This window comes from Chitinibacter fontanus, from assembly GCF_013423785.1.
GTDB lineage: Bacteria > Pseudomonadota > Gammaproteobacteria > Burkholderiales > Chitinibacteraceae > Chitinibacter > Chitinibacter fontanus.
The window spans coordinates 2,976,954-2,997,006 of sequence record NZ_CP058952.1; the positions used below are offsets into that span (position 1 = coordinate 2,976,954).

General features: G+C 52.9%; 18 protein-coding genes. 9 read left to right on the forward strand and 9 right to left on the reverse strand.

Annotated elements, in window-relative coordinates:
- The first annotated feature begins 21 nt into the window (after window positions 1-21).
- The 4 genes from HZU75_RS14245 to HZU75_RS14260 are packed head-to-tail and all read left to right on the forward strand — an operon-like array spanning window position 22 to window position 3,511.
- Complete coding sequence (locus HZU75_RS14245; protein ID WP_228028082.1) at window positions 22-885, forward strand: heme/hemin ABC transporter substrate-binding protein; 864 nt, start codon at window positions 22-24, stop codon at window positions 883-885.
- The gene (locus HZU75_RS14250; protein WP_180306670.1) at window positions 882-1,919 is read left to right on the forward strand and encodes a FecCD family ABC transporter permease; all 1,038 of its coding nucleotides are present in this window, start codon (window positions 882-884) and stop codon (window positions 1,917-1,919) included. The genes HZU75_RS14245 and HZU75_RS14250 overlap by 4 nt, the downstream gene beginning before the upstream one ends.
- A complete protein-coding gene (locus HZU75_RS14255; protein WP_228028083.1) occupies window positions 1,916-2,719 on the forward strand; it encodes a heme ABC transporter ATP-binding protein in 804 nt (267 codons plus the stop codon). Before HZU75_RS14250 ends, HZU75_RS14255 begins: the two co-directional genes overlap by 4 nt.
- A 24-nt stretch (window positions 2,720-2,743) precedes the next feature.
- The gene (locus tag HZU75_RS14260; RefSeq protein ID WP_180306671.1) at window positions 2,744-3,511 is read left to right on the forward strand and encodes a ChaN family lipoprotein; all 768 of its coding nucleotides are present in this window, start codon (window positions 2,744-2,746) and stop codon (window positions 3,509-3,511) included.
- A 59-nt stretch (window positions 3,512-3,570) separates the two neighbouring features.
- Here the strand turns inward: HZU75_RS14260 and HZU75_RS14265 are convergent, their stop codons facing one another.
- Window positions 3,571-4,131, reverse strand: coding sequence for an SIR2 family NAD-dependent protein deacylase (locus HZU75_RS14265; protein WP_180306672.1), 561 nt, complete (start codon window positions 4,129-4,131; stop codon window positions 3,571-3,573).
- 20 nt (window positions 4,132-4,151) lie between these two features.
- Here HZU75_RS14265 and HZU75_RS14270 point away from each other — a divergent pair, with 20 nt between their 5' ends.
- On the forward strand, window positions 4,152-5,084 hold the full coding sequence (locus HZU75_RS14270) for an IS5 family transposase (protein WP_180306673.1): 933 nt from the start codon (window positions 4,152-4,154) through the stop codon (window positions 5,082-5,084).
- Between the two features lie 131 nt (window positions 5,085-5,215).
- On the opposite strand, the gene HZU75_RS14275 is transcribed toward HZU75_RS14270, so the two are convergent.
- From HZU75_RS14275 to dnaX, 4 genes are all read right to left on the reverse strand, one after another.
- Window positions 5,216-5,551, reverse strand: a complete 336-nt coding sequence (locus HZU75_RS14275) for a hypothetical protein (protein WP_180306674.1) — start codon at window positions 5,549-5,551, stop codon at window positions 5,216-5,218.
- A gap of 109 nt (window positions 5,552-5,660) precedes the next feature.
- Window positions 5,661-6,257, reverse strand: coding sequence for a recombination mediator RecR (gene recR / locus HZU75_RS14280; protein ID WP_180306675.1), 597 nt, complete (start codon window positions 6,255-6,257; stop codon window positions 5,661-5,663).
- 192 nt (window positions 6,258-6,449) lie between these two features.
- A complete protein-coding gene (locus HZU75_RS14285) occupies window positions 6,450-6,779 on the reverse strand; it encodes a YbaB/EbfC family nucleoid-associated protein (protein WP_180306676.1) in 330 nt (109 codons plus the stop codon).
- Window positions 6,780-6,812: 33 nt separating this feature from the next.
- Window positions 6,813-8,699: a DNA polymerase III subunit gamma/tau gene (dnaX, locus tag HZU75_RS14290; RefSeq protein WP_180306677.1), complete on the reverse strand. Its 1,887-nt coding sequence runs from the start codon at window positions 8,697-8,699 to the stop codon at window positions 6,813-6,815.
- Between the two features lie 62 nt (window positions 8,700-8,761).
- On the opposite strand from dnaX, the gene HZU75_RS14295 reads away from it, so the two are divergent.
- From HZU75_RS14295 to guaA, 3 genes are all read left to right on the forward strand, one after another.
- The gene (locus HZU75_RS14295) at window positions 8,762-9,001 is read left to right on the forward strand and encodes an oxidoreductase-like domain-containing protein (protein ID WP_180306678.1); all 240 of its coding nucleotides are present in this window, start codon (window positions 8,762-8,764) and stop codon (window positions 8,999-9,001) included.
- A gap of 10 nt (window positions 9,002-9,011) precedes the next feature.
- On the forward strand, window positions 9,012-10,433 hold the full coding sequence (gene dacB, locus HZU75_RS14300) for a D-alanyl-D-alanine carboxypeptidase/D-alanyl-D-alanine endopeptidase (RefSeq protein ID WP_180306679.1): 1,422 nt from the start codon (window positions 9,012-9,014) through the stop codon (window positions 10,431-10,433).
- Between the two features lie 165 nt (window positions 10,434-10,598).
- Window positions 10,599-12,173, forward strand: coding sequence for a glutamine-hydrolyzing GMP synthase (guaA, locus tag HZU75_RS14305; RefSeq protein ID WP_180306680.1), 1,575 nt, complete (start codon window positions 10,599-10,601; stop codon window positions 12,171-12,173).
- 77 nt (window positions 12,174-12,250) lie between these two features.
- Here the strand turns inward: guaA and HZU75_RS14310 are convergent, their stop codons facing one another.
- The 4 genes from HZU75_RS14310 to wecB are packed head-to-tail and all read right to left on the reverse strand — an operon-like array spanning window position 12,251 to window position 18,300.
- Window positions 12,251-13,198: a DUF4434 domain-containing protein gene (locus HZU75_RS14310; RefSeq protein WP_180306681.1), complete on the reverse strand. Its 948-nt coding sequence runs from the start codon at window positions 13,196-13,198 to the stop codon at window positions 12,251-12,253.
- Window positions 13,198-15,711: an NfrA family protein gene (locus HZU75_RS14315; RefSeq protein WP_180306682.1), complete on the reverse strand. Its 2,514-nt coding sequence runs from the start codon at window positions 15,709-15,711 to the stop codon at window positions 13,198-13,200. Before HZU75_RS14315 ends, HZU75_RS14310 begins: the two co-directional genes overlap by 1 nt.
- Window positions 15,712-15,715: 4 nt before the next feature.
- Window positions 15,716-17,164, reverse strand: a complete 1,449-nt coding sequence (locus HZU75_RS14320) for a glycosyl transferase family protein (protein ID WP_180306683.1) — start codon at window positions 17,162-17,164, stop codon at window positions 15,716-15,718.
- Entirely contained in the window at window positions 17,161-18,300 is a 1,140-nt protein-coding gene (gene wecB / locus HZU75_RS14325) for a non-hydrolyzing UDP-N-acetylglucosamine 2-epimerase (protein WP_228028084.1), read from the reverse strand. The genes HZU75_RS14320 and wecB overlap by 4 nt, the downstream gene beginning before the upstream one ends.
- A 215-nt stretch (window positions 18,301-18,515) precedes the next feature.
- On the opposite strand from wecB, the gene HZU75_RS14330 reads away from it, so the two are divergent.
- Entirely contained in the window at window positions 18,516-20,003 is a 1,488-nt protein-coding gene (locus tag HZU75_RS14330) for a carboxypeptidase M32 (RefSeq protein WP_180306684.1), read from the forward strand.
- Window positions 20,004-20,053 lie beyond the last annotated feature (50 nt).

The following is a 20,053-nucleotide window of genomic DNA, read 5'->3' on the forward strand; positions in this document are numbered from 1 at the left end:
ATTTTGAAAGATGGAATAACAGTGAAAATACTTCGTTTTTTGCCAGCGCTGGGTTTGTTGCTGGCCTGCTGGGCAAGTGCTGCCGCGCCTGAGCGCGTGGTTGTATTGGGCGGTGCCTTAACCGAGATTGTGTATTCGTTTGGTGCGCAAAACCGCCTTGTCGGGGTTGATCAATCCAGTGTTTATCCAGCCGCAGCTACGCGTTTACCCAAAGTAGGGTACTACCGCAGTTTTTCAGTTGAGGGAGTCTTATCGCTGAAGCCCGATCTTATTTTGGCCAGTGATCAAGCCGGCCCGCCCGAAGCTTTGGCGCAATTGCGCCGCATGGGTAAGCGTGTGGTGATCTTGCCCAGTGCTGCCAATCTGACGGCTCTGGAGCAGCGTATATACGGGGTAGCGGGAGCCTTGCAATTGCGTGAAGATGGCCGCAGCAAAGTAGCGCAACTGCGCTCCCAGTTGGCCCAATTGCGCCAGCATAAGCCTGCTGCGCCGCAAGCCAGTGCATTGGTGCTGTTTAGCCGTGGCGGAACACCGGAAGGCGCAGGACGTGATACGGCGGCTGATAGCACATTACAGCTGGCAGGCTTTCGCAATGTTCTAGCGCGGCAAGTTGGTTATAAGCCGCTGTCGCTAGAAGGGATTGCTCAGCTGCAACCGCAATATTTAGTGACCACCAGTATGTCATTAACGGCTTTAGGCGGGATGGAGAAGCTGCTGGCATTGCCTGGTGTTGCGCAAACACCAGCAGTCCGACAGGGCAATGTGCTGGTGCTGGATGATCTACTATTGCTCGGTTTTGGACCTCGCCTACCCGAAGCGATTACTCAGTTGCAGCACATGCCCAGCAAAGCGAGCGGAGAGCCGCAGCAAGGGCAGGCTAAATGAGCGCCGCTGTACTAACCAAGCCACACTCTGAGCGCCATACACGCTCGCCAGCGGGTGTCACCCTATTACTGGCATTCTGTTTGCTGTTATTGCTGATGCTCTCTTTGGTAAAAGGGGCGGTTAGTATTCCTCTGCAGGCCTTGCCAAATATGGTTTGGGGAGATATACCCGCTGAGCAAGTTGAGCTAACTATGTGGCAATCGTTATTGATCGAGGTGCGTTTACCACGCGCCCTGTTTGCGGCACTGGCAGGCGGGGTGTTGGCGCTAACAGGGGTATTGGCACAGGCTTTGTTTCGCAATCCACTGGCGGAGCCCGCCTTAGTGGGAATGGTTTCTGGCGGCGCATTGGGGGCTGTCAGCATTATCGTTTTGGGTGGTGGCAGCTTTTTATTGCTAGCACCCGCTGCATTTATTGGTAGCCTGATCACCACCGTGTGCGCCTACCATTTGGGACGTCGTTATCCGGGGGTAGCAGGGCTATTGCTGGCTGGCGTGGCGATTAATGCCATTTGTTTTAGCCTGATTGGCCTGTTTACTTATTGGGCCGATGAGACGCAACTGCGCACGCTGACGTTCTGGAATATGGGTTCACTGGCTGGTGCACGCTGGTCACTGCTGGCCTGGTTAACGCCGTGGTTACTGGCAGGCTCTTTGCTGGCCTTGCGCTACTGGCGTGGCCTGAATGCCTTATTACTCGGAGAGCGTGAAGCATTGCATCTGGGGTTTCCAATTAAGGCGCTGCGACGACAATTGATCGTGTTAATGGCTTTGCTAGTGGGCCCTTTGGTGGCGGCAACAGGCGGCATTGGATTTATCGGTTTAGTGGTACCGCATTTGTTGCGGATGATTTTAGGAGCTGATCACCGACATCTGTTGCCTGCTGCCATGCTGGGGGGCGCTTGCGCTCTAGTAGCCGCCGATTGGTTGGCGCGCATCGTCGTGATGCCTGCGGAATTGCCGATTGGTATTGTTACCAGCCTGATCGGTGGGCCGTTTTTCCTGTATTTACTAATTAAAGGGCGGCCAGCATGAGCGGCGTATCATCAGCTTTGATGCTGGATAAGGTTTCGGTACGGCGTAACGCGCAGCTGATTCTTGATCAAATCAGTTGCCGACTGCAAGCGGGCGAAGTATTGGGTATTTTAGGGGCGAATGGGGCGGGTAAGTCGACTTTACTGAAGATACTTGCGAGCGAAATTCGCGCTGATGCTGGGCAAGTAACGCTCGATGGTCTGGGTATTACTCATTTATCGGGTGCGGCATTAGCACGCCGGCGCGCCGTACTGCCACAACAGGCTGGTTTGGCATTTAATTTAACTGTGCGTGAAGTGGTGGCGATGGGGGCATACCCATTTCCAGAATTATCTGGCTCTCAAGTGAACAGCGTAATTTCGCTTGCACTGCAACGTGCTGAGGTCGTGCATTTAGCTGAACGTGCCTATCCCGAATTATCGGGTGGTGAGCAGCAGCGTGTGCATTTTGCGCGCGTGTTGGTGCAGGTATTAAGTGCGCCTCAGCCGGGGCAGACGCGCTATTTATTGCTGGATGAGCCGACGGCCAGTTTAGACCCGCGCCATCAGCATGGTTTGTTGGCCGCTGTTGCCACCTTGGCGAGGCAAGAGAATATCGGGGTGGCCGTGGTGCTGCACGACGTCAATTTGGCTGCGCGTTGGTGTACCCGTATAGCGCTGTTAGCCTCAGGGCGATTGATTGCTGACGGCATACCTGCCGATGTATTGCAGAGCGACAATCTGCGGCAAACCTATCAGTTGGAGGCGCAAGTGATTTCTCACCCCCATCAGCCGGATATGCCACTGGTTTTGTTTTGCTAAACCGGATATTGCTTGGAGCTAAAAATGCAACGATTAGTAATGCTCTTGCTCGCTGGTTTAGTCAGCGCGTGCAGTAGTGTGTCTAGTGCACCTAGCCATTTTGTGCTGCTGGGCGAAGTCCATGATAATGCCGTCGGGCACGCTCGTCGGTTGGCCGATTTGCAGACTAAAGTGGCCGCAGGGTGGCGCCCGGCGATCGCGATGGAACAATTTGATTCTGAATATCAGCCGCAGCTAAGTGCCGCACAACAGCGCTGTGGTGTTGATGTGCAATGTATTATTGATGCAGCGAGCGGCAGTCCCCGCTGGAATTGGTCGTATTACATGCCACTATTGGCCCTAGCTCAGCAATACCAATTGCCACTACTGGCGGCCAATCTTTCGCGCACTCAGGCCAGCAAAATTGTTAAAAATGGTTTCGCCGCAGGTTTAAGCCCTGAGATCATGGCGCGTTATGAGCTGAATGCCATCCCAAGCGCCATACTTGAGCTACAAATTGTTGCGGTGCGCAGCGGACACTGCAATCAATTGCCAGAAAATATATTGCCCGGTATGGCTAGGGCGCAGATTGCCCGCGATGTCATCATGGCCGAAGTCATGCAGCAAGCGCGCCGCGATGTGGTGCTGATCGCCGGTAATGGCCATGTGCGGCGCGATATTGGCGTGCCATATTGGCTGGCGGCACATCAGGTATTGAGTACTGGCTATCTAGAACAGGCTGTGGAAGTCGCACATTTTGACTATGCCGTACTAATCCCAAGCCCAAGTCGGGCAGCAGTTTGCCCCCCGTAATCTGTGTCACATCAGCGTGCTTATCCAGCCTATGTATTTGAGCTGCGCATGATCCGTAGTTAGATTAAGTCCAGTGAGGCGATCCAGTTGCATATCCCTTCCTGAGCCGAAAGCGCAATGCACTGGGCGCCAAACTGACGTGCAGAAGCTGGAATATTTGGGTCGATCATCACGATGCGTGGCAGACGTTGCATTGAACGAATAATAAAAATCGGATCAACCACATTCAGGCTAGTACCAACAACCACAAAAATATCGTCTTCAGTTAATGAGTTGGCAATCTGATAGAGTGTTTCATATTCGGGTGCGGGTTCGCCAAAAAACACAATACCAGGTTTGCTTAACTGGTTGCCACAGGCCGGGCAGGGCTCATCAGTAAAGTCTCGCTCGGCGATATGCCAATAATGTAGACATTGCGTACACGACATTTGATCAATTTGTCCGTGTAAATGCAGCACATCCTGCGTACCAGCGCTTTCGTGGAGCAGATCAATATTCGTTGTGATGACTTTAACAGGCGTTTTTTGCTGTAGCTGTGTAATTGCGTGATAGCCTGCATGCGGCAGGGCCGCACGATATTGTGCCTTGCGCGGCTTTGTTGCACAAACCAGCGGCTTCACGCCGCTGGTAGAATCGTTTTATGAGCAAACCCGCACCTAACAAGTACAAAACCACCAACTGGCCAAGTTATAACGCTGCTTTGAAATCACGTGGTGCGTTGATGGTTTGGCTCGATCCGACGCTGAAATGGGCTGCTGAGCCCACTGGCAAACGTGGCCGAAAACCTACGTTCAGCGACGCGGCCATTCAGTTCTGCCTCACCATCAAATGCCTATTCAACCTCGCGTTGCGCCAAACCACCGGCATGGTGGAAAGCCTGCTTCGACTCGCCAACTTAGATTGGATCGTCCCCGATTCGAGCACGATCTCTCGTCGACAAAAAACACTCAAAGTCATTATTCCTGCCCGTCAAAGCCAAGGTGGTTTGCATTTATTGGTCGATAGCACGGGCATCAAAATGCTCAGTGAAGGCGAATGGAAAACCAAGAAGCATGGTGCTGAATATCGTCGGCAATGGCGCAAAGTTCACCTCGGTATTGATGCCGAAACCCTTGAAATTCGTGCCATTGAGGTCACTGACAATAAAACAGGTGATGCGCCCATGTTGCTGGAACTGATGAATCAGATTCCCGAGTCAGAACAGATTGCGGCGATTTACGGTGATGGCGCCTACGACACCAAAGAGTGCCACAATGCTATTGCGGCTCGTGGTGCGGCTGCGATCATCCCGACTCGCAAGAACGCTCAGTTTCGGAAAGAAAATACGGCGGGTGCACGATCTCGCAATGCGATTTTGCGTGCGACCAAATATTTGGGTAGAGCCATCTGGAAAAAGTGGTCAGGCTATCACCGGCGTAGCTTGGTAGAAACCAAAATGCGCTGCTTTAAACTATTGGGGGAGCGAGTGATGGCACGGGACTTTGATCGTCAGGTGGCGGAGTTACAAGTGCGGACAGCGATTTTAAATCGCTTCACGCAACTGGGCACGCCGACAACGGTGCGTGTGGGATAAATCCGTCTGGGGTTTGGGGAAGCTCACACTCAAATCGATTTATGCAACAAAGCCGATATAGGTAATGATTCATTTTTTAGTCTTTATATAATTTCCGCTATTGGCCGACTGCCGACTCAGACATCGTTGTCTCACCGCGGTACAAACAGAAAAGCGGCGCAGAATAGGGCGCAGCAGCTGATAGCGAAGGCGCCGAGCAGTTGGGTGGCGATAAAGAAATAGCGCCAAGTACGGTTGTCAATGCGCCGCCAGCCGCCGGTGCGCTGGGCATACCAGATGCCAGCCATAAAGCCGCCCATCGCTTCATAGTCGTTCATAAAGACGTCGATGCGCGGTGGTAGGGCATCACTGTAGTTCTCTTTGAGGTAGCTATATAGCGTCGAGGCACAAAGGGCGTATAGCCCGCCGCCCAATAGGCTGCCCAAGATCAGAAAGGGTAGGCCAAAGCTGAAAAACCAGTTATTCATCGCGAGTACTCCAGTCTGATGGGGTATTTACTACGGCAAAAAACGATTGTAGCGCGACTGTATAGATAGTGGGGTTTGTAGCTTGTGCTTGGTGTAAGTTGTGGTGAGTTTACAAACCGCGCCGTTCAATCAGCGCCTGCGCCAGCGTGCCCGGGTCGACGTGTTCCAGCTCGCCGCCAACGGGTAGGCCGCGGGCAATGCGGCTGACTTTCAGCCCGCGGGCGCGCAGCATTTCGGCCAGATAATGTGCAGTGGCTTCGCCTTCGGTGGTGAAATTGGTGGCCAACACTACCTCTTCGACAATGCCATCGCTGGCGCGTTGCAGTAATTGATTGAGTGCGATGTCTTTCGGGCCTATGCCATCGAGTGGCGAGAGGCGGCCCATTAGCACAAAGTACAGCCCTTCAAAACTGCGCGTGTGTTCAATCGACATCAGATCGGTCGGCATTTCAACGACGCAAAGTAAGGCGTGATTGCGTTGCTCATCCGAGCAAATATCGCAGACGTCGGCTTCGGTAAAAGTATTGCAGTGGCGGCAATGTTTCAGCGTGCCCAGCGCTTCAACCAAAGATTGCGCCAAGCGACCCGCACCATCCTGATCGCGTTGCACCAGATGGAACGCCATCCGCGTCGCTGATTTGGGGCCAACGCCGGGTAAGACGCGCAAGGCTTCGATCAGATTATGTAGCGAACGTGGCGTGCTCATGAGGTATTGCCTTGGAGGGGAATTCAGGTTTGGTCTGCATGCGGATACTGGGTGATGTATCTATACAGCTTTCCGAGTGGCGAGCCCACGCAGAGTGTAGGAGGACGGAGCGCAGAAACCGGAGTGGACTGACGTCCATGAGGATTTCGAGCACCGCCCGACTGCAGCATGCGTAGGGCGTAGACCTCGGAATTAGAAGGGTAGCTTCATGCCCGGTGGCAACGGCAGCCCCGCTGTCAGTGCGCCCATTTTCTCTTGGCTAGTCGCTTCGGCTTTACGCAGCGCGTCGTTAAATGCCGCCGCAATCAGGTCTTCGAGCATGTCTTTGTCGTCCGACAGCAGGCTGTCGTCGATCGCGACGCGTTTCACCACATTGGCGCAGGTCATGGTGATTTTCACCATGCCAGCACCCGATTGACCTTCTACTTCGACATTGGCCAGCTCGTCTTGGGCTTTTTTCATGTTTTCTTGCATTTGCTGAGCTTGCTTCATCAAGCCGCCCAAACCGCCTTTATTGAACATAGTGCTTCCTCTTTCGGGTGAATAAGTGGCCGCTTACAAGGGCTTGATCGACGCTGCGTCGATGCTGCCGCCCATATCGCGTACCAAGGTTTGAATGAATGGATCGTTCTGAATCGCCGCCACCGCGACTTCTTGTCGGGCGGCATTTTCGCGTACCAGCATAATCGCAGGGGTCTCGCCTGCGATTGTGCCGATATTGACGTTAACTGTGATGTCACGCCCAAAGTGTTCCGACAAGGCGCTGCGCAATTTATCCTGATAATCACGTGTGGCCACTGCACGATGCTCTTCGGCGACTTGCAAATCGAAATGTATATCGCTGTAGCCCAATAATTCTGCGTTCTGCGCCAACATACCTGCCGCGCCGAGCTTAAGCTGTACCACCAAGCCACGCCAGTCGCCATTGAATGGCACGACGGCTTTGCTGTCACGGGTTGGTGACGAGTCGGGTGCGGATTCAATCACTGATGCTGGTTCGGCAGCGTAATCAGTGGCGGGTGTATTCGCCTGATAAATCGCCTCCGCCGCCTCGCTGTGCCACGGTGGTGGTTCTAAATCATCGTAAGCCGGTGCTGATTCTGCTTTTGGTGCGGTTGTTTGAACAGGCGCGCTTGCTGGCAAGCTGGGAGCCGCCGCCTGTTCAGGCTTTCCAAGTGGCGTTGCTCCTGCTGGAGCGGCAGTCTGGGCTGGCGTGGCTGGTGAGGCATTCTCAGTTATGTGTGCTGGCTTGGCTGGAGACACTGCTTCGGTAGCCTGCGCCGGCATCGCCGGAGTCACAGTTTCAATGATTTGCACCGGCTTGGCCGGCGAGCCTGTTCCAACTATTTGCTCCGGCTTTGCCGGAGCAAAGGCCAGCATCCTGAGCAGCGTCATCGTAAAGCCCGCGTATTCATCGGGTGCGAGCGGCAAATCGCGGCGGCCGTGCAGTGCGATTTGGTAATACAGTTGCGTGTCTTCTGGGCTAAGTGCTTGTGCTGCGGCGACAATCTGGCCGCGTTGTGGCAAATCATCGGCCAGCGCATTCGGTACGGCTTGGGTCAGTGCGACTTGGTGCAAGACATTTGCTAGCTCATGTAAAGCCGCTTCATACGACAGGCCACGCAAAGCAATTGCGTCCGCCGTTTGTAGCAGGCGCGGGCCATCGTGCGCGGCCAGCGCGTCGAGTAAATCGAACAAATAGCTTTGATCGACCGCGCCGAGCATGGCGCGCACTCCTGATTCTTCCACCTGACCTGCGCCGTGCGCAATCGCTTGATCCAGCAAAGATAGCGCATCGCGCATTGAGCCATTAGCCGCGTGCCCAAGTAGATTGAGCGCCAGTGGCTCAAATTGTACTTGCTCGGCTTCCAGTACTTTGTGCAAATGACCTGTAACTTGTTGTGGTGTCATTTGCCGTAATGAAAACTGCAGGCAACGGCTCAGTACCGTGATCGGTACTTTTTGCGGATCAGTCGTGGCGAGGATAAATTTCACATGGCTTGGCGGCTCTTCCAGTGTTTTCAGCATCGCATTGAATGCTGATTTGGACAGCATGTGCACCTCGTCGATGATGTACACTTTGAACCGGCCAGCGGTAGGTGAATATTGCGCGTTGTCCAAGACTTCGCGAATATTATCAATACCGGTGTTGGATGCCGCGTCGATCTCGAGCAGATCAACAAAGCGCCCCGCATCGATTTGCGTACATGCAGAGCAAACGCCGCACGGCTCGGCTGTAATGCCGGTTTCGCAATTGAGCGCCTTGGCCATAATGCGCGCGATGGTGGTTTTACCCACACCGCGAGTGCCAGTGAGCAGGTAAGCATGGTGAAGACGTTCGCTGGCAAACGCATTTGCCAATGCTTTAATCACATGCTCTTGCCCAACGAGTTGGGCGAATGTTTTAGGGCGCCATTTGCGCGCGAGAACTTGATAGGCCATGGCGCGATTCTATCAGATTCGCAATTTCTCTGAGTGTGTGTACCCGATTTTAGGTGATAAAGATGGATGAACAACTCATACCCAGCGCCACACTGGCAACGGAAACGCAAAACAGCAATATCAATGCGATTGACGACCCCGAGCCACAAGCGCCGATCGAGCCCCCGCTAGAGGCCTGTTGTACCAGTGGCTGTGTGCCGTGTATTTTTGACGACTACGCCGAACAATTAAATGCATATCGTGTGGCGCATATGGCCTGGAAGGCGCGCCAAGTTGCAAAGTCCAACCCTGTTGATGAGTGATTTGCGAGCCATGAATTTCAAAAACTATCCGATTAAAACCCTGTGTTGTTTATTGCTGATGTCGAGTGTTGTACACGCGGACTTACCTGCGAAAGTTGCGCAGAGCTTGAAAGGCGCTGGTATTCCTAGCGAGGCGATCAGTGTCGCGATTGTGCCACTCGAAGAAAAAACAGGCGCGCAATATCATCTGGCTGACCAGCCGCGTAACCCTGCTTCCACAATGAAACTGGTTACCACTTGGGCCGGTCTGCATCAATTGGGGCCGCAATGGCAATGGCAGACTGATTTATTGGCGACTGCCGCGCCAGTTAAAGGGGTACTGAATGGGCCGCTCTATCTACGGGGTAAGGGGGATCCAAAACTAACACTGGAGCGGATGTGGCTCTGGGTACGGGATTTAAAGGCGGCGGGCGTTGAGGATATTCGCGGCCCCTTGGTGCTTGACGGCTCGTACTTCAAGCGAAATGATAAGGTCACAGAATACGATGATGATGGCGATACTGAACGTGCATTTATGGTTGAGCCCGATGCGCTGATGAGTAATTTCCGCACCCAACGCATTAGTTTTGATTCAACTGGCGAGCGCGTTATTTTGCGTGCCGAGCCGCCGCTAAATCAGGTACGTGTGAGTAATCAACTGGCCTTGAGCGACGCAGGCAATTGTGCAACTTGGGCTAAGCGGGTGCAGCAGCGGCTAGGCCAAGTCAATGGTGCAGAGTTTTTGCTGCAATACGTCGGTGAAATGCCTGCGGGTTGTAAAGCAGAACGCTATGTACCGGTATTGAATGCACGCACATATACATCAGCTTTGTTTTGGTATCTGTGGTATCAAATTGGCGGTCAAGGTTCTGGTCGTACTGAAGATGGTGTCACACCGGACAACGCTACCATTCTCGCCAGCACACGCTCGCCTGATCTGGTGAGCAATATTCGCGACATCAATAAATTCAGTAATAACCTAATGGCACGCCAGCTCTATCTGACCTTAGGTGCGGAACAAGGTAAAACGGCGGCCAATACCGACGAAGCGGGTTTTGAGGCGATTCAAAATGGCTTGCGTGCTGCGGGCTTTAACTGGTCAGAGCTGGTGATGGAAAACGGCTCAGGGTTATCACGAAAAGAGCAAATTAGTGCGCGACACTTGGCCGATTTGCTCGCCCATGCTTGGCGTAGCCCGTATGCAGCCGAATATATCAGTTCGCTACCCTTGGTGGGGCTAGACGGTACGATGAAAAAACGGCTTACCGACCCCGCTATGGCTGGGATGGCACACATAAAAACCGGCTCGCTACGTGATGTACGCGCAGTGGCGGGGTATGTGAAAGATCGCAAAGGCAAAAACTGGGTGGTGGTAGGGTTGGTTAATCATCCAGATGCAGCCAAAGCGCTGCCAGCGTTGGATAGTTTGATCCGTAGCGTGGCCGAGAAATAAACAAGGTATGGGTATTGCTCTGTAGCTAAATTCCAAACTGACCTAGCGGGCAATACCCCTTGTTTGATCTACGCACTTCAACCGCAGAGACACTGCCGCTCGCCTCAGTCGCAATAGCGCGGTAAAATGTCGCGTTTTACCGCCAACCCACTGGATTAATACGGTATGGATAAGATTCTGATTCTTGATTTCGGCTCGCAAGTGACGCAGCTGATCGCCCGCCGCGTTCGTGAAGCGCATGTTTACTGTGAACTGCACTCGTTTGACGTGTCGCTCGACTTCATCAAAGAATTTAACCCTAAGGGCATTATCTTGTCCGGCGGCCCAAACTCGGTGTACGAGTCGGATTACCAAGCTGACCCAGCCTTGTTTGAGTTGGGCATCCCCGTTATGGGGATTTGCTACGGCATGCAATGGATGGCGCAAAGTTTGGGCGGCAAAGTTGAAGCCGGTAAAGTGCGCGAATTTGGCTTTGCCGAAATCGAAGTGAACAACAACAATCCATTGTTCAAAGGCCTGTCTGACCGCGTTCACGGCGACAAAGTGTGCCTTGAAGTGTGGATGAGCCACGGCGACAAAGTGACTGCCATGCCCGCAGGTTTTGAAGTGATCGCTAGCAACGCATCTTGTCCGATCGCAGCAATGGCCGATACCACGCGTAATTTCTACGCCGTGCAATATCACCCGGAAGTAACGCACACGATCAAAGGTCGCGAAATGATTAATCATTTCGTGCTCGATATTTGCGGCTCAGCGCCAAGCTGGACCATGCCAAACTACATTGACCAAGCCGTGGCCAAAATCCGCGAACAAGTCGGTAGCGATGAAGTGATTCTGGGCTTGTCGGGTGGTGTAGATTCATCGGTGGCTGCCGCGCTGATTCACCGCGCGATTGGCGATCAGTTGACTTGCGTGTTTGTCGATAATGGCTTGCTGCGTCTGAATGAAGGCAAGCAAGTGATGGAAACCTTCGCCGAGCATTTGGGCGTGCGTGTGATCCACGTTGATGCCACCGAGCAGTTTATGGGCCACTTGTCTGGCGTGACGGATCCGGAAGCAAAACGCAAAATCATCGGCCGCGAATTCGTAGAAGTATTCCAAGCCGAATCAGCCAAATTGCCACAAGCCAAATGGTTGGCCCAAGGCACGATTTATCCTGATGTAATTGAGTCTGCTGGCGCCAAAACCGGCAAAGCGCATGCAATCAAGAGCCACCACAATGTTGGCGGCTTGCCAGAAACAATGAAATTGAGCCTGCTTGAACCGCTGCGCGAACTGTTCAAAGACGAAGTGCGTGAATTGGGTGTGGCACTGGGCTTGGCTCCGCAACTGGTTTATCGTCATCCATTCCCAGGCCCAGGCCTTGGCGTGCGTATCCTTGGCGAAGTGAAAAAAGACTACGCGGACTTGCTGCGTTTGGCCGATGCGATCTTTATCGAAGAGTTGCGCGCTGCAGTCGATGAAAAGAGCGGCAAAACTTGGTACGAGCTGACCAGCCAAGCCTTTGTCGTGTTCTTGCCAGTGAAATCAGTGGGCGTCATGGGTGATGGCCGTACGTATGATTATGTGGTTGCACTGCGAGCTGTAGTAACTAGCGACTTCATGACTGCTAAATGGGCTGAGTTGCCGTACGATCTGCTCGGCAAAGTATCCAACCGCATTATTAACGAAGTCCGTGGTATCAACCGCGTGGTTTATGATGTGTCAGGAAAACCACCTGCAACGATTGAGTGGGAATAATTGTCACTCGGACAAATCTGAGGTTTGAAGGTTAAAAATAAGCCCGCATTGACGCGGGCTTATTTGTTTGTGCAACTCTAATTAGGATCGCAAAGTGGTTGTGAATCACGTATCAGAATTGGTGCTAATTGGTTGAGTGAAAATATAGTTGATGCCACATTCCCTGTAGCATCGCACCACAATGCTTGTCGCTCGCGCAAATTTTGTTCGGAGATCGGGCAAAAACTACTGTTAGTGTCTTGTTTGGTTTCCTGAAATGCTTCAACGACACCATGCCATTTTTTGGGGGGAAGTGTTGCTGCGATGGCTTTTAAATAGGCGGCAATATCGGGCGGGTTACTTCGGATGACACCGCTACCATCCTGAATTAGCCAGATCACATTACTTGCTTGCTGAATTTTGAGTAAAAAATCAGCATAAACTTTGGGTTTCATGAATCCACCAAAGAAGGTCGAAATATAGACTGGCTTACCGGGGGTCAGTCGGTTCAGAGCTTGCACATTCGCTTGTAAATGCGCCGCGAGTATCTGTTGTCGATGAGGTGTTTGCCAGTTTAAATCGTCAATTTCAGCAGGTAAATACCAACCTTTGATCTGATTACCAAACTGCGAATAGACTTTGGATGCTTCGGATAAATTATCCAGCATCAAGCGGTTTAAGTAAGGCTCTAATTGCTCATCGCTCAGATGTAATTGGCCAAAAAACTCTGGGTCAGCGTATAAACCGAAAATTAAATGCCGCCGAATCACACGACCAGGCAGGCCATTTTTCAGCCATCTTGCTCCCGTTGAGCCCCATAAATGGTGTGGCCCGTATCTGCTCCATTGCAAAATGACCGTATCAATATTATGTTTTTTTAGCCGCGATTGAATGTAGGACAGTTGCTCAGAAGTGAGTTTCTGATGGCTGAGCAATGGTTGGTAAAAAATCATATGCGCATTTTGCTGCTCGCAACTTGCGTAAGCGATTCGGTTTGTACCCGCTAATAGCAGCATTAATACACTGAGCAGCCAGTTAATTTTCATCAATGCACCAATTGCCAATTGAACATAATGCTGTGCCGCTCCTTGGTATTGCCCCCAATTACTTGCCGTACTTCCAAGCTCAATCGTTGATTCCAATCTGGCGCACGCCACTGATCGCCACCATGCCAAAGATTTAAGGCTACGCCGAGTCCGATATCCCAGCGACTGACGGTGGTATCTTCGTCGTTGGCATTATTCATGGTGAATATCGTATTTAAATAAGGCTCTAGCGTGGTTTTACTTCCTAATTCAGGTGTTTTATAGTGGCGTCCAGCTTCTGCCTTTGTTGTGAAATAATAGTTTCTATCACGCACTAACCATGCATAGTCACCGTAGATATTCAGCATAGTCCAAGCATTATCGACTGCGTTCCAATCCGTGCCTATCGAGTGCGATCCAGACAAGCGGAGCATCACATCGTCGTTGAGTTTGCCATATTCATGATGCAGCCATTCAACCGATCCAAGCAGATTGTAGTCTTTCGATAAACGCTGACTGAGCCCCAAGCCTGTCATCCAACCTTGCCGCAGTGGTTTGAGAGAATAATCTTCGAGGCCTGTTGTCACCCGTCCGAAAACGTAAGTTGGGTGGGCATTATCCCAGATGGGGTCCAATCGATAAGCCGCTGATGCGGTGAGCTGGCTGTTGTACTGGGCATACTGTACCGGGCTTGTCATGATTTGGCTGGTTGGCTGGTTATCTAAGCGCCATTGTCCACCCAAAATAAAATTCCACCGATCTTCATGAGTCTGTACCCCACGCTGCCAGCCAAATTCTCGCTCAGCCGCAGTGTCTGTGTCGTAACTCAGCCGTTCTGCAATCGTAGCTGCGGAATCAATCGATTGCCGCCAATATTGGGCCGCTACTGTTCGCTGACCATCATCGGATGCTAATTGCGCCAAATCTGGTAATAGTTCTTTGCGCGCGGGTTCAAGTTGATAGGCCGTGTTTAACGCCCCTAATGCGGGTGCGATTTGCTTAGATTGTTGTAGCCAATAGCCATATTCAGCTTGAAATTGCGCATTATTAGGGGAAAGTTGAGCTGCTTTAGCAAGCGCTGCGCCTTGTTCTGCGGTTTGATTTAAGTGGCGATAGGCTTGCGCCAGTTCATACCAGCTATCCGCCTGCTCATTTTCAGCCAGAGCTTGTTGATAGGCGGCGCTGGCTCCCGACCAGTTCTGCTGCTGCATTAATTTCCGTGCATGGCTGAGCGGCACTTCACCTGGTGGTAATGCTGCCGCGTAACGGGCAAGTAGCGCCGGGCTGTAGGGTAATTCAGGGTGAGCGAGCGCCAGCCCGGCTATATGTTTGGCCAATGCAGGGTTTGGTGCACGCTGATTAACTTGATCATACAGTTCCAGTGCATCTTCTAGCTCACCGGCAGCTAGCCGCGCATCTGCTTCTTCACGCACCCAGTCCAGAGGCACTGGCTTGCCTAATTCGCGTGCGATCTTTTGAGCTGATACATAATATTGTGCGGCGAGCGCTGGATCATTTTCTTGCTGGGCGCAATAAGCCGCGGCAAGCTGGCTATGACTACTCGTGGTTTTTGCATTGCTAGATACACTAACCAGCTTGAGTAACTCGGCACAATGTTTACCAGACAAGTGATTGGCAAGCTGTTGCTCAATTGCGGGGGTATACAATTGTGCATCTTGTAGCGCTTGTACTGAAAGTTCTAGCTCCTGGTAGCGCGCCTGCCGAATGAAACTAGCAAACAGGGCGGATAATTCGGCTTGTCGTTCGGCCTCTGAAAGCTCGCGGTAGGGGAATTCAGGCGATTTTGGGGGTGATACAGCGGTCTGATCGCTAGCTTTCTTTACCGCAACTTTATTTTTTGTCTGTGTACTTGATGATGTTTTTTTCTGTTTTGCTGATGAGATAGGCGGAGCAATCTCCGCGACGGCTACGGTCGGCACATCTTCAGTAGCAGTGGGTTCTTCCGCCAGTTGTTGCTGCCAGTTTTGTAAATCACTAGCCGCTATCGGCACCTGCTTGGCTTGCAATAAACGTATTGCCTGTTGTGCTTCGGTTTTGCGTTGCTCATGGAGTAGGGACGTCACCCAGGCACGTGCGCCGCGCTGTTGCTGGGTAGCCGTCAGCCCGCTGCGGGCAAGGGCCGCACTCGCATATGCTGGCACTATCGTCCAATTTTGCTGCAAATATGCCGCATAAGCCTGCAAATACGGCCCAAGCGCATCATTAGGGCGCAGATGCGTCCATTGCACGCCCTGCTGGTCGAGGCAGGTGGCATCACCCAAACGACTACAAATTTGTGACAGCAGAATGCGTGCTTCACGCGCTTTAGGGTCGATGCGCACTACTTCTTCCACCAGCGGGCGCGCGCCAGCCAGATCATTTTTGCGATATAGCTCATAGGCTTTATTCAGGCGCGGATAGGTCCGAAAATTACGCCACTCATCGCCCAGCCAGCTAGCCTGGGCCGGGGTGGCCAAACCGGCTAGCAGCAGGCTGCTGAGCAAAACCGGTACGACAAAAATTGGTTTTTTCATTGGCTTAATCATCCGCATGCAGATCGGGGAAGTCGTGGCTGGTTTTATCCCATTTCACCGCGCTACCCGTTTTGCGACTATTGCGCACTTGGAAAAAGGCGCGGAAAAATGCCCCGATATTGACCACATTGCCCACCAGCAGGCGCGGCACCGATTGCACCGCCTGCCACCAGCCAAAATAGCGGCGGGTGAAAATAAAGCGCTGCAGAACGCGATTGCACATAAACAAAAAGTTGATCGCCACCAGCGCCCACAGCCAGCTCTCGCGCGGGATCAAATCTGGGAAAGTCCACCAGCCGGGGTCTATTTCATGGTGTACCCAGGCCTGAAAGACCGAGAATACAATCAAGTAACCCATAAGTAATGAGGGGAAGGCCAGTACGCTTTTGCGATCGCGCATCAGCATATACCGCATCAGGGGTTTACCTTGCCAGCCCAGGTTCTTCCAGCCTTGGAAGACAATACCCACGATCCAGCGCGATTTCTGCCGGATGGCCTGCCACAGATGATTGGGGAAATATTCCTGCACGCAAATCATGCGATGCACGCCTTTGCGGCCAAACCAAGCCGGTGGCTCGCCCTTAAACTGCACATCGTAGTGCAGCATCATTTCACGCGCGCCCACCGCGTGCAGGCGAAAGCCGATTTCATAGTCTTCGGTCAGCGTGCCGGTATCGAATACCACGCCGCCGTTGATTTGCTCCAAGAGGCTAATGGCTTTGCGGCTAAACGCGGTGCCCACGCCGGCGCTCGGTACCTGACCGGTCAGCATTTGCCGCACCAAGATGTCCTTGCCGTGCCACTCAGCAAATTCATCGACATAGTGATTGCCCACCACACTGGTCCAGCGCCGTGCCAGCGGCATTACCGGCAGTTGCACCAGATCAAACTGCGGCACCAGCCGGTTGAAGGCGCGTAGCTCCAGCGGGTGAATAATGTCTTCGGCATCGTGATAAGCCAAGCAGCTGAAATGAATGCCCTCGCGCGCTTCCATCTCGGTGATAAACGCAATGATGTTGTTCAGACAATCGGCCTTGGTGGTCGGGCCGGGGTCGCGAGTGACTACCTTGTGCACATTCGGGTAGCGCGCGGCGACCTTATCAACTTCGGCTTGGGTCTCGGGGTCGTTCGGGTAAGTGCCGACAAAAATGTGGTAATTGTCGTAATCAAAAGTGCGCGCAGCATAATCGGCCATGCGCTGGATCACCGGCGCCTCTTGCCACGCCGGGATCATAATCGCAATTGGTTGTTGCGCATCCTGATACAACTCATCGGCATACTCTGGCAGGTATATGCTGCGACGCCAGTTTTTACGGTGCTTTAAAAGCCATACCCAGTAGCGAACATCAATCAGAAAGTCATCAATCGAGCTGATAAAGATGGTAACAATCCCCACCCGCAGCAAAATCGCCAGCACAAACCAGTAGGTGGCAAAAAAATCGAGCCAGCTCATCGTGCGGCGCTCCAGGCTTTAATCAAGGCCACAATCTGCTGCGCCGCATCGCCACTGCCATATGGATTTTTTGCTTGCGCCATCGCGGCATAGGCGGCGGGTTGTTCTAGCAATTCGCTCACCGCCTGCACGATGGTGGCCGTTTGCGTGCCGACCAATTTGGCGGTGCCGGCCGCAACCGCTTCGGGCCGCTCGGTGGTATCGCGCATCACCAGCACCGGTTTTCCGAACGCGGGCGCTTCTTCCTGAATGCCGCCACTGTCGGTCAGAATGATGTGCGCTTGTTTAAGCAGATACACAAAGGGCAAATAATCTTGCGGCGCAATCAGATGAATATTGGGGACCTCGGCCAGCCAGCGCTGCACTGGCGCCTGCACATTCGGGTTCAGATGCACCGGATACACGATCTGCAAATCATCACGCTGGGCCAGCTGCGCTAACGCGGCACAAATCTGCTCAAAACCCTCGCCAAAGTTTTCCCGCCGATGGCCCGTTACCAGCAGCAGTTTTTTACTGGGATCAAGAAACGGAAATTGGCTCGCCAGCTCAGCCGCCAAGGCTGGCTCACGGTCAATGCGCTGGCTGATGCTGAGTAGCGCATCAATTACGGTATTGCCGGTAATGTGAATCTCGCCCTGCCGATGGCTGCTGCGGGTTAGATTTTCGGCGGCCTGCGGCGTGGGGGCAAAATGCAGTGCAGCAAATAACCCGACCACCGTACGATTCATTTCTTCAGGCCACGGCGCATCCAGCTGCCAGGTGCGCAAGCCTGCCTCGACGTGGCCAACCGGAATCTGCCGGTAAAACCCAGCCAGCCCAGCAGCCAAGGTGGTGCTGGTATCGCCATGCACTAGAATCAGATCGGGCTGGGCTTGCGCCAACACGTCATCCACGCCTTGCAAGGCGCGGGCTTGCAGCTGCGCCAGTTGCTGGCCGGGGGTCATTAAATCCAGATCATAATCGGCCTGCAGATCAAACAGCTGCAGCACCTGATCAAGCATTTCTCGATGTTGGGCAGTGACACACACCAAGCTCTCGATGGCAGGATCGGCTGCCAGCGCATGCACCAATGGGGCCATTTTGATCGCTTCTGGCCGGGTGCCGAAGACCGATAAAACCTTAATTTTCCCAGTCATCTTTCTATACCCTTTCTTTTTGATTTCGAAATTATTGCGATTTGAGCGGGCAGTGGCAAGACGAAATATTCCACTTTGCATAAAATTCACATTCAAATGTCATGGTCTGATATGGGCTGAAAGCAGGGTAGAGCAGTGCACTTAGGGAGGAAAGCAATTGCATTTGTGCCGAGCGCTGGCATTATGGCGTGATAGTTCATTACGTGAGTTTCTCCATGCAATATCCAGCCTATGCGAGTTTATCGAGTACCTTTCGCCGTATTTACCGGTTTGAACATCTGTTGGCGTTAGCGGGCTGGGATCAGGCGGCGATGATGCCAGATGGCGGTAACGACGCGCGGGGTGCTGCGATGGCAGAGTTGGGCGTGTTGATCCATCAAACACTGACTGATCCAGCCTTGGCGGAGGTAATTGCTGCCGCGAAGCAAGAAGAATTAGGCTCTGACGAGCAGGCCAGCTTGCGCGAAATGATCCGCCAATGGGAACACGCCAATTTACTGCCCGCGAGTTTGGTCGAAGCCAAAACCTTGGCTGGTTCGCACTGCTCGCACGAATGGCGCACGCAACGCGCGAATAATGACTGGGATGGCTTTTTGGCTAATTTCCGCGAAGTAGTGCGCTTGGCGCGCGAAGAGGCGCAACTGTTAAGCCAGCACAGTGGTTTATCTCCGTACGAATCATTGATGAATAAATATGAGCCGGGCATGACGTGTGCCGAGCTTGATCGCATCTTTGGTGATGTGAAGCAGTGGCTGCCCGATTTAATCCAGCAGGCGATGCGCAAGCAGGCGGCAGAAAGTGTGGTTGCCGCCCAAGCCCCGTTTGCGATTGCGGCGCAACGCGAGCTGGGCTTGGCGGTAATGGATAAATTGGGTTTTGACTTTAACGCGGGTCGCCTTGATGTTTCGCATCACCCATTCTGCGGCGGTGTGCCGGAAGATGTGCGGATTACCACGCGCTACACCGAGGACGATTTCACCCAAAGTATGATGGGCATCGTGCATGAAACCGGCCACGCGCGTTACGAGCAAAATCTGCCGCGCGACACCGTGCATTTGCCGGTAGGGCGGGCACGCTCGATGGCGGTTCATGAAAGCCAGAGCCTATCGTTTGAAATGCAATTGGGCCGCAGCCCGGCGTTTTTGGCGCTGATCCAGCCTTTGGTTTGTCAACATCTGGGCGAACAAGCCGCCTTTAGTGTCGAGAATCTGGCCAAAATCTATACTCGCGTCAAACCGGACTTCATCCGTGTCGATGCCGACGAACTGACGTACCCTGCACATGTGATTTTGCGCTATGAAATCGAGCGCGCACTGATTGATGGCGAGATTGAACCAGATGATATTCCTGCGTTGTGGGATGAAAAAATGCAGGTCTATCTGGGCGTTGATACCCGTGGTAATTTCAAAAATGGCTGCCTGCAGGATATTCACTGGACTGACGGCAGCTTTGGCTACTTCCCAAGCTATACGCTGGGCGCCATGTATGCGGCGCAATATTTTGCCACGATCCGCCAGTTGCACCCCGACTTAGATCAGCGTATTGCGGTCGGCGATTTAGCGCCGATTTTTGATTGGCTAAAAGCCAATATCTGGACACAAGCCAGCCGCTGGGAAACCGCCGAGCTGATCGAGCGCGCCACGGGTGAGCCGTTAAATCCTGCCCATTTCCGTGCACATTTGACGCAACGCTACCTAGCATAATGCAATCGAGTCTGGGTATATGAATAAAGGGCTTTTATGTCGAGCTTTGC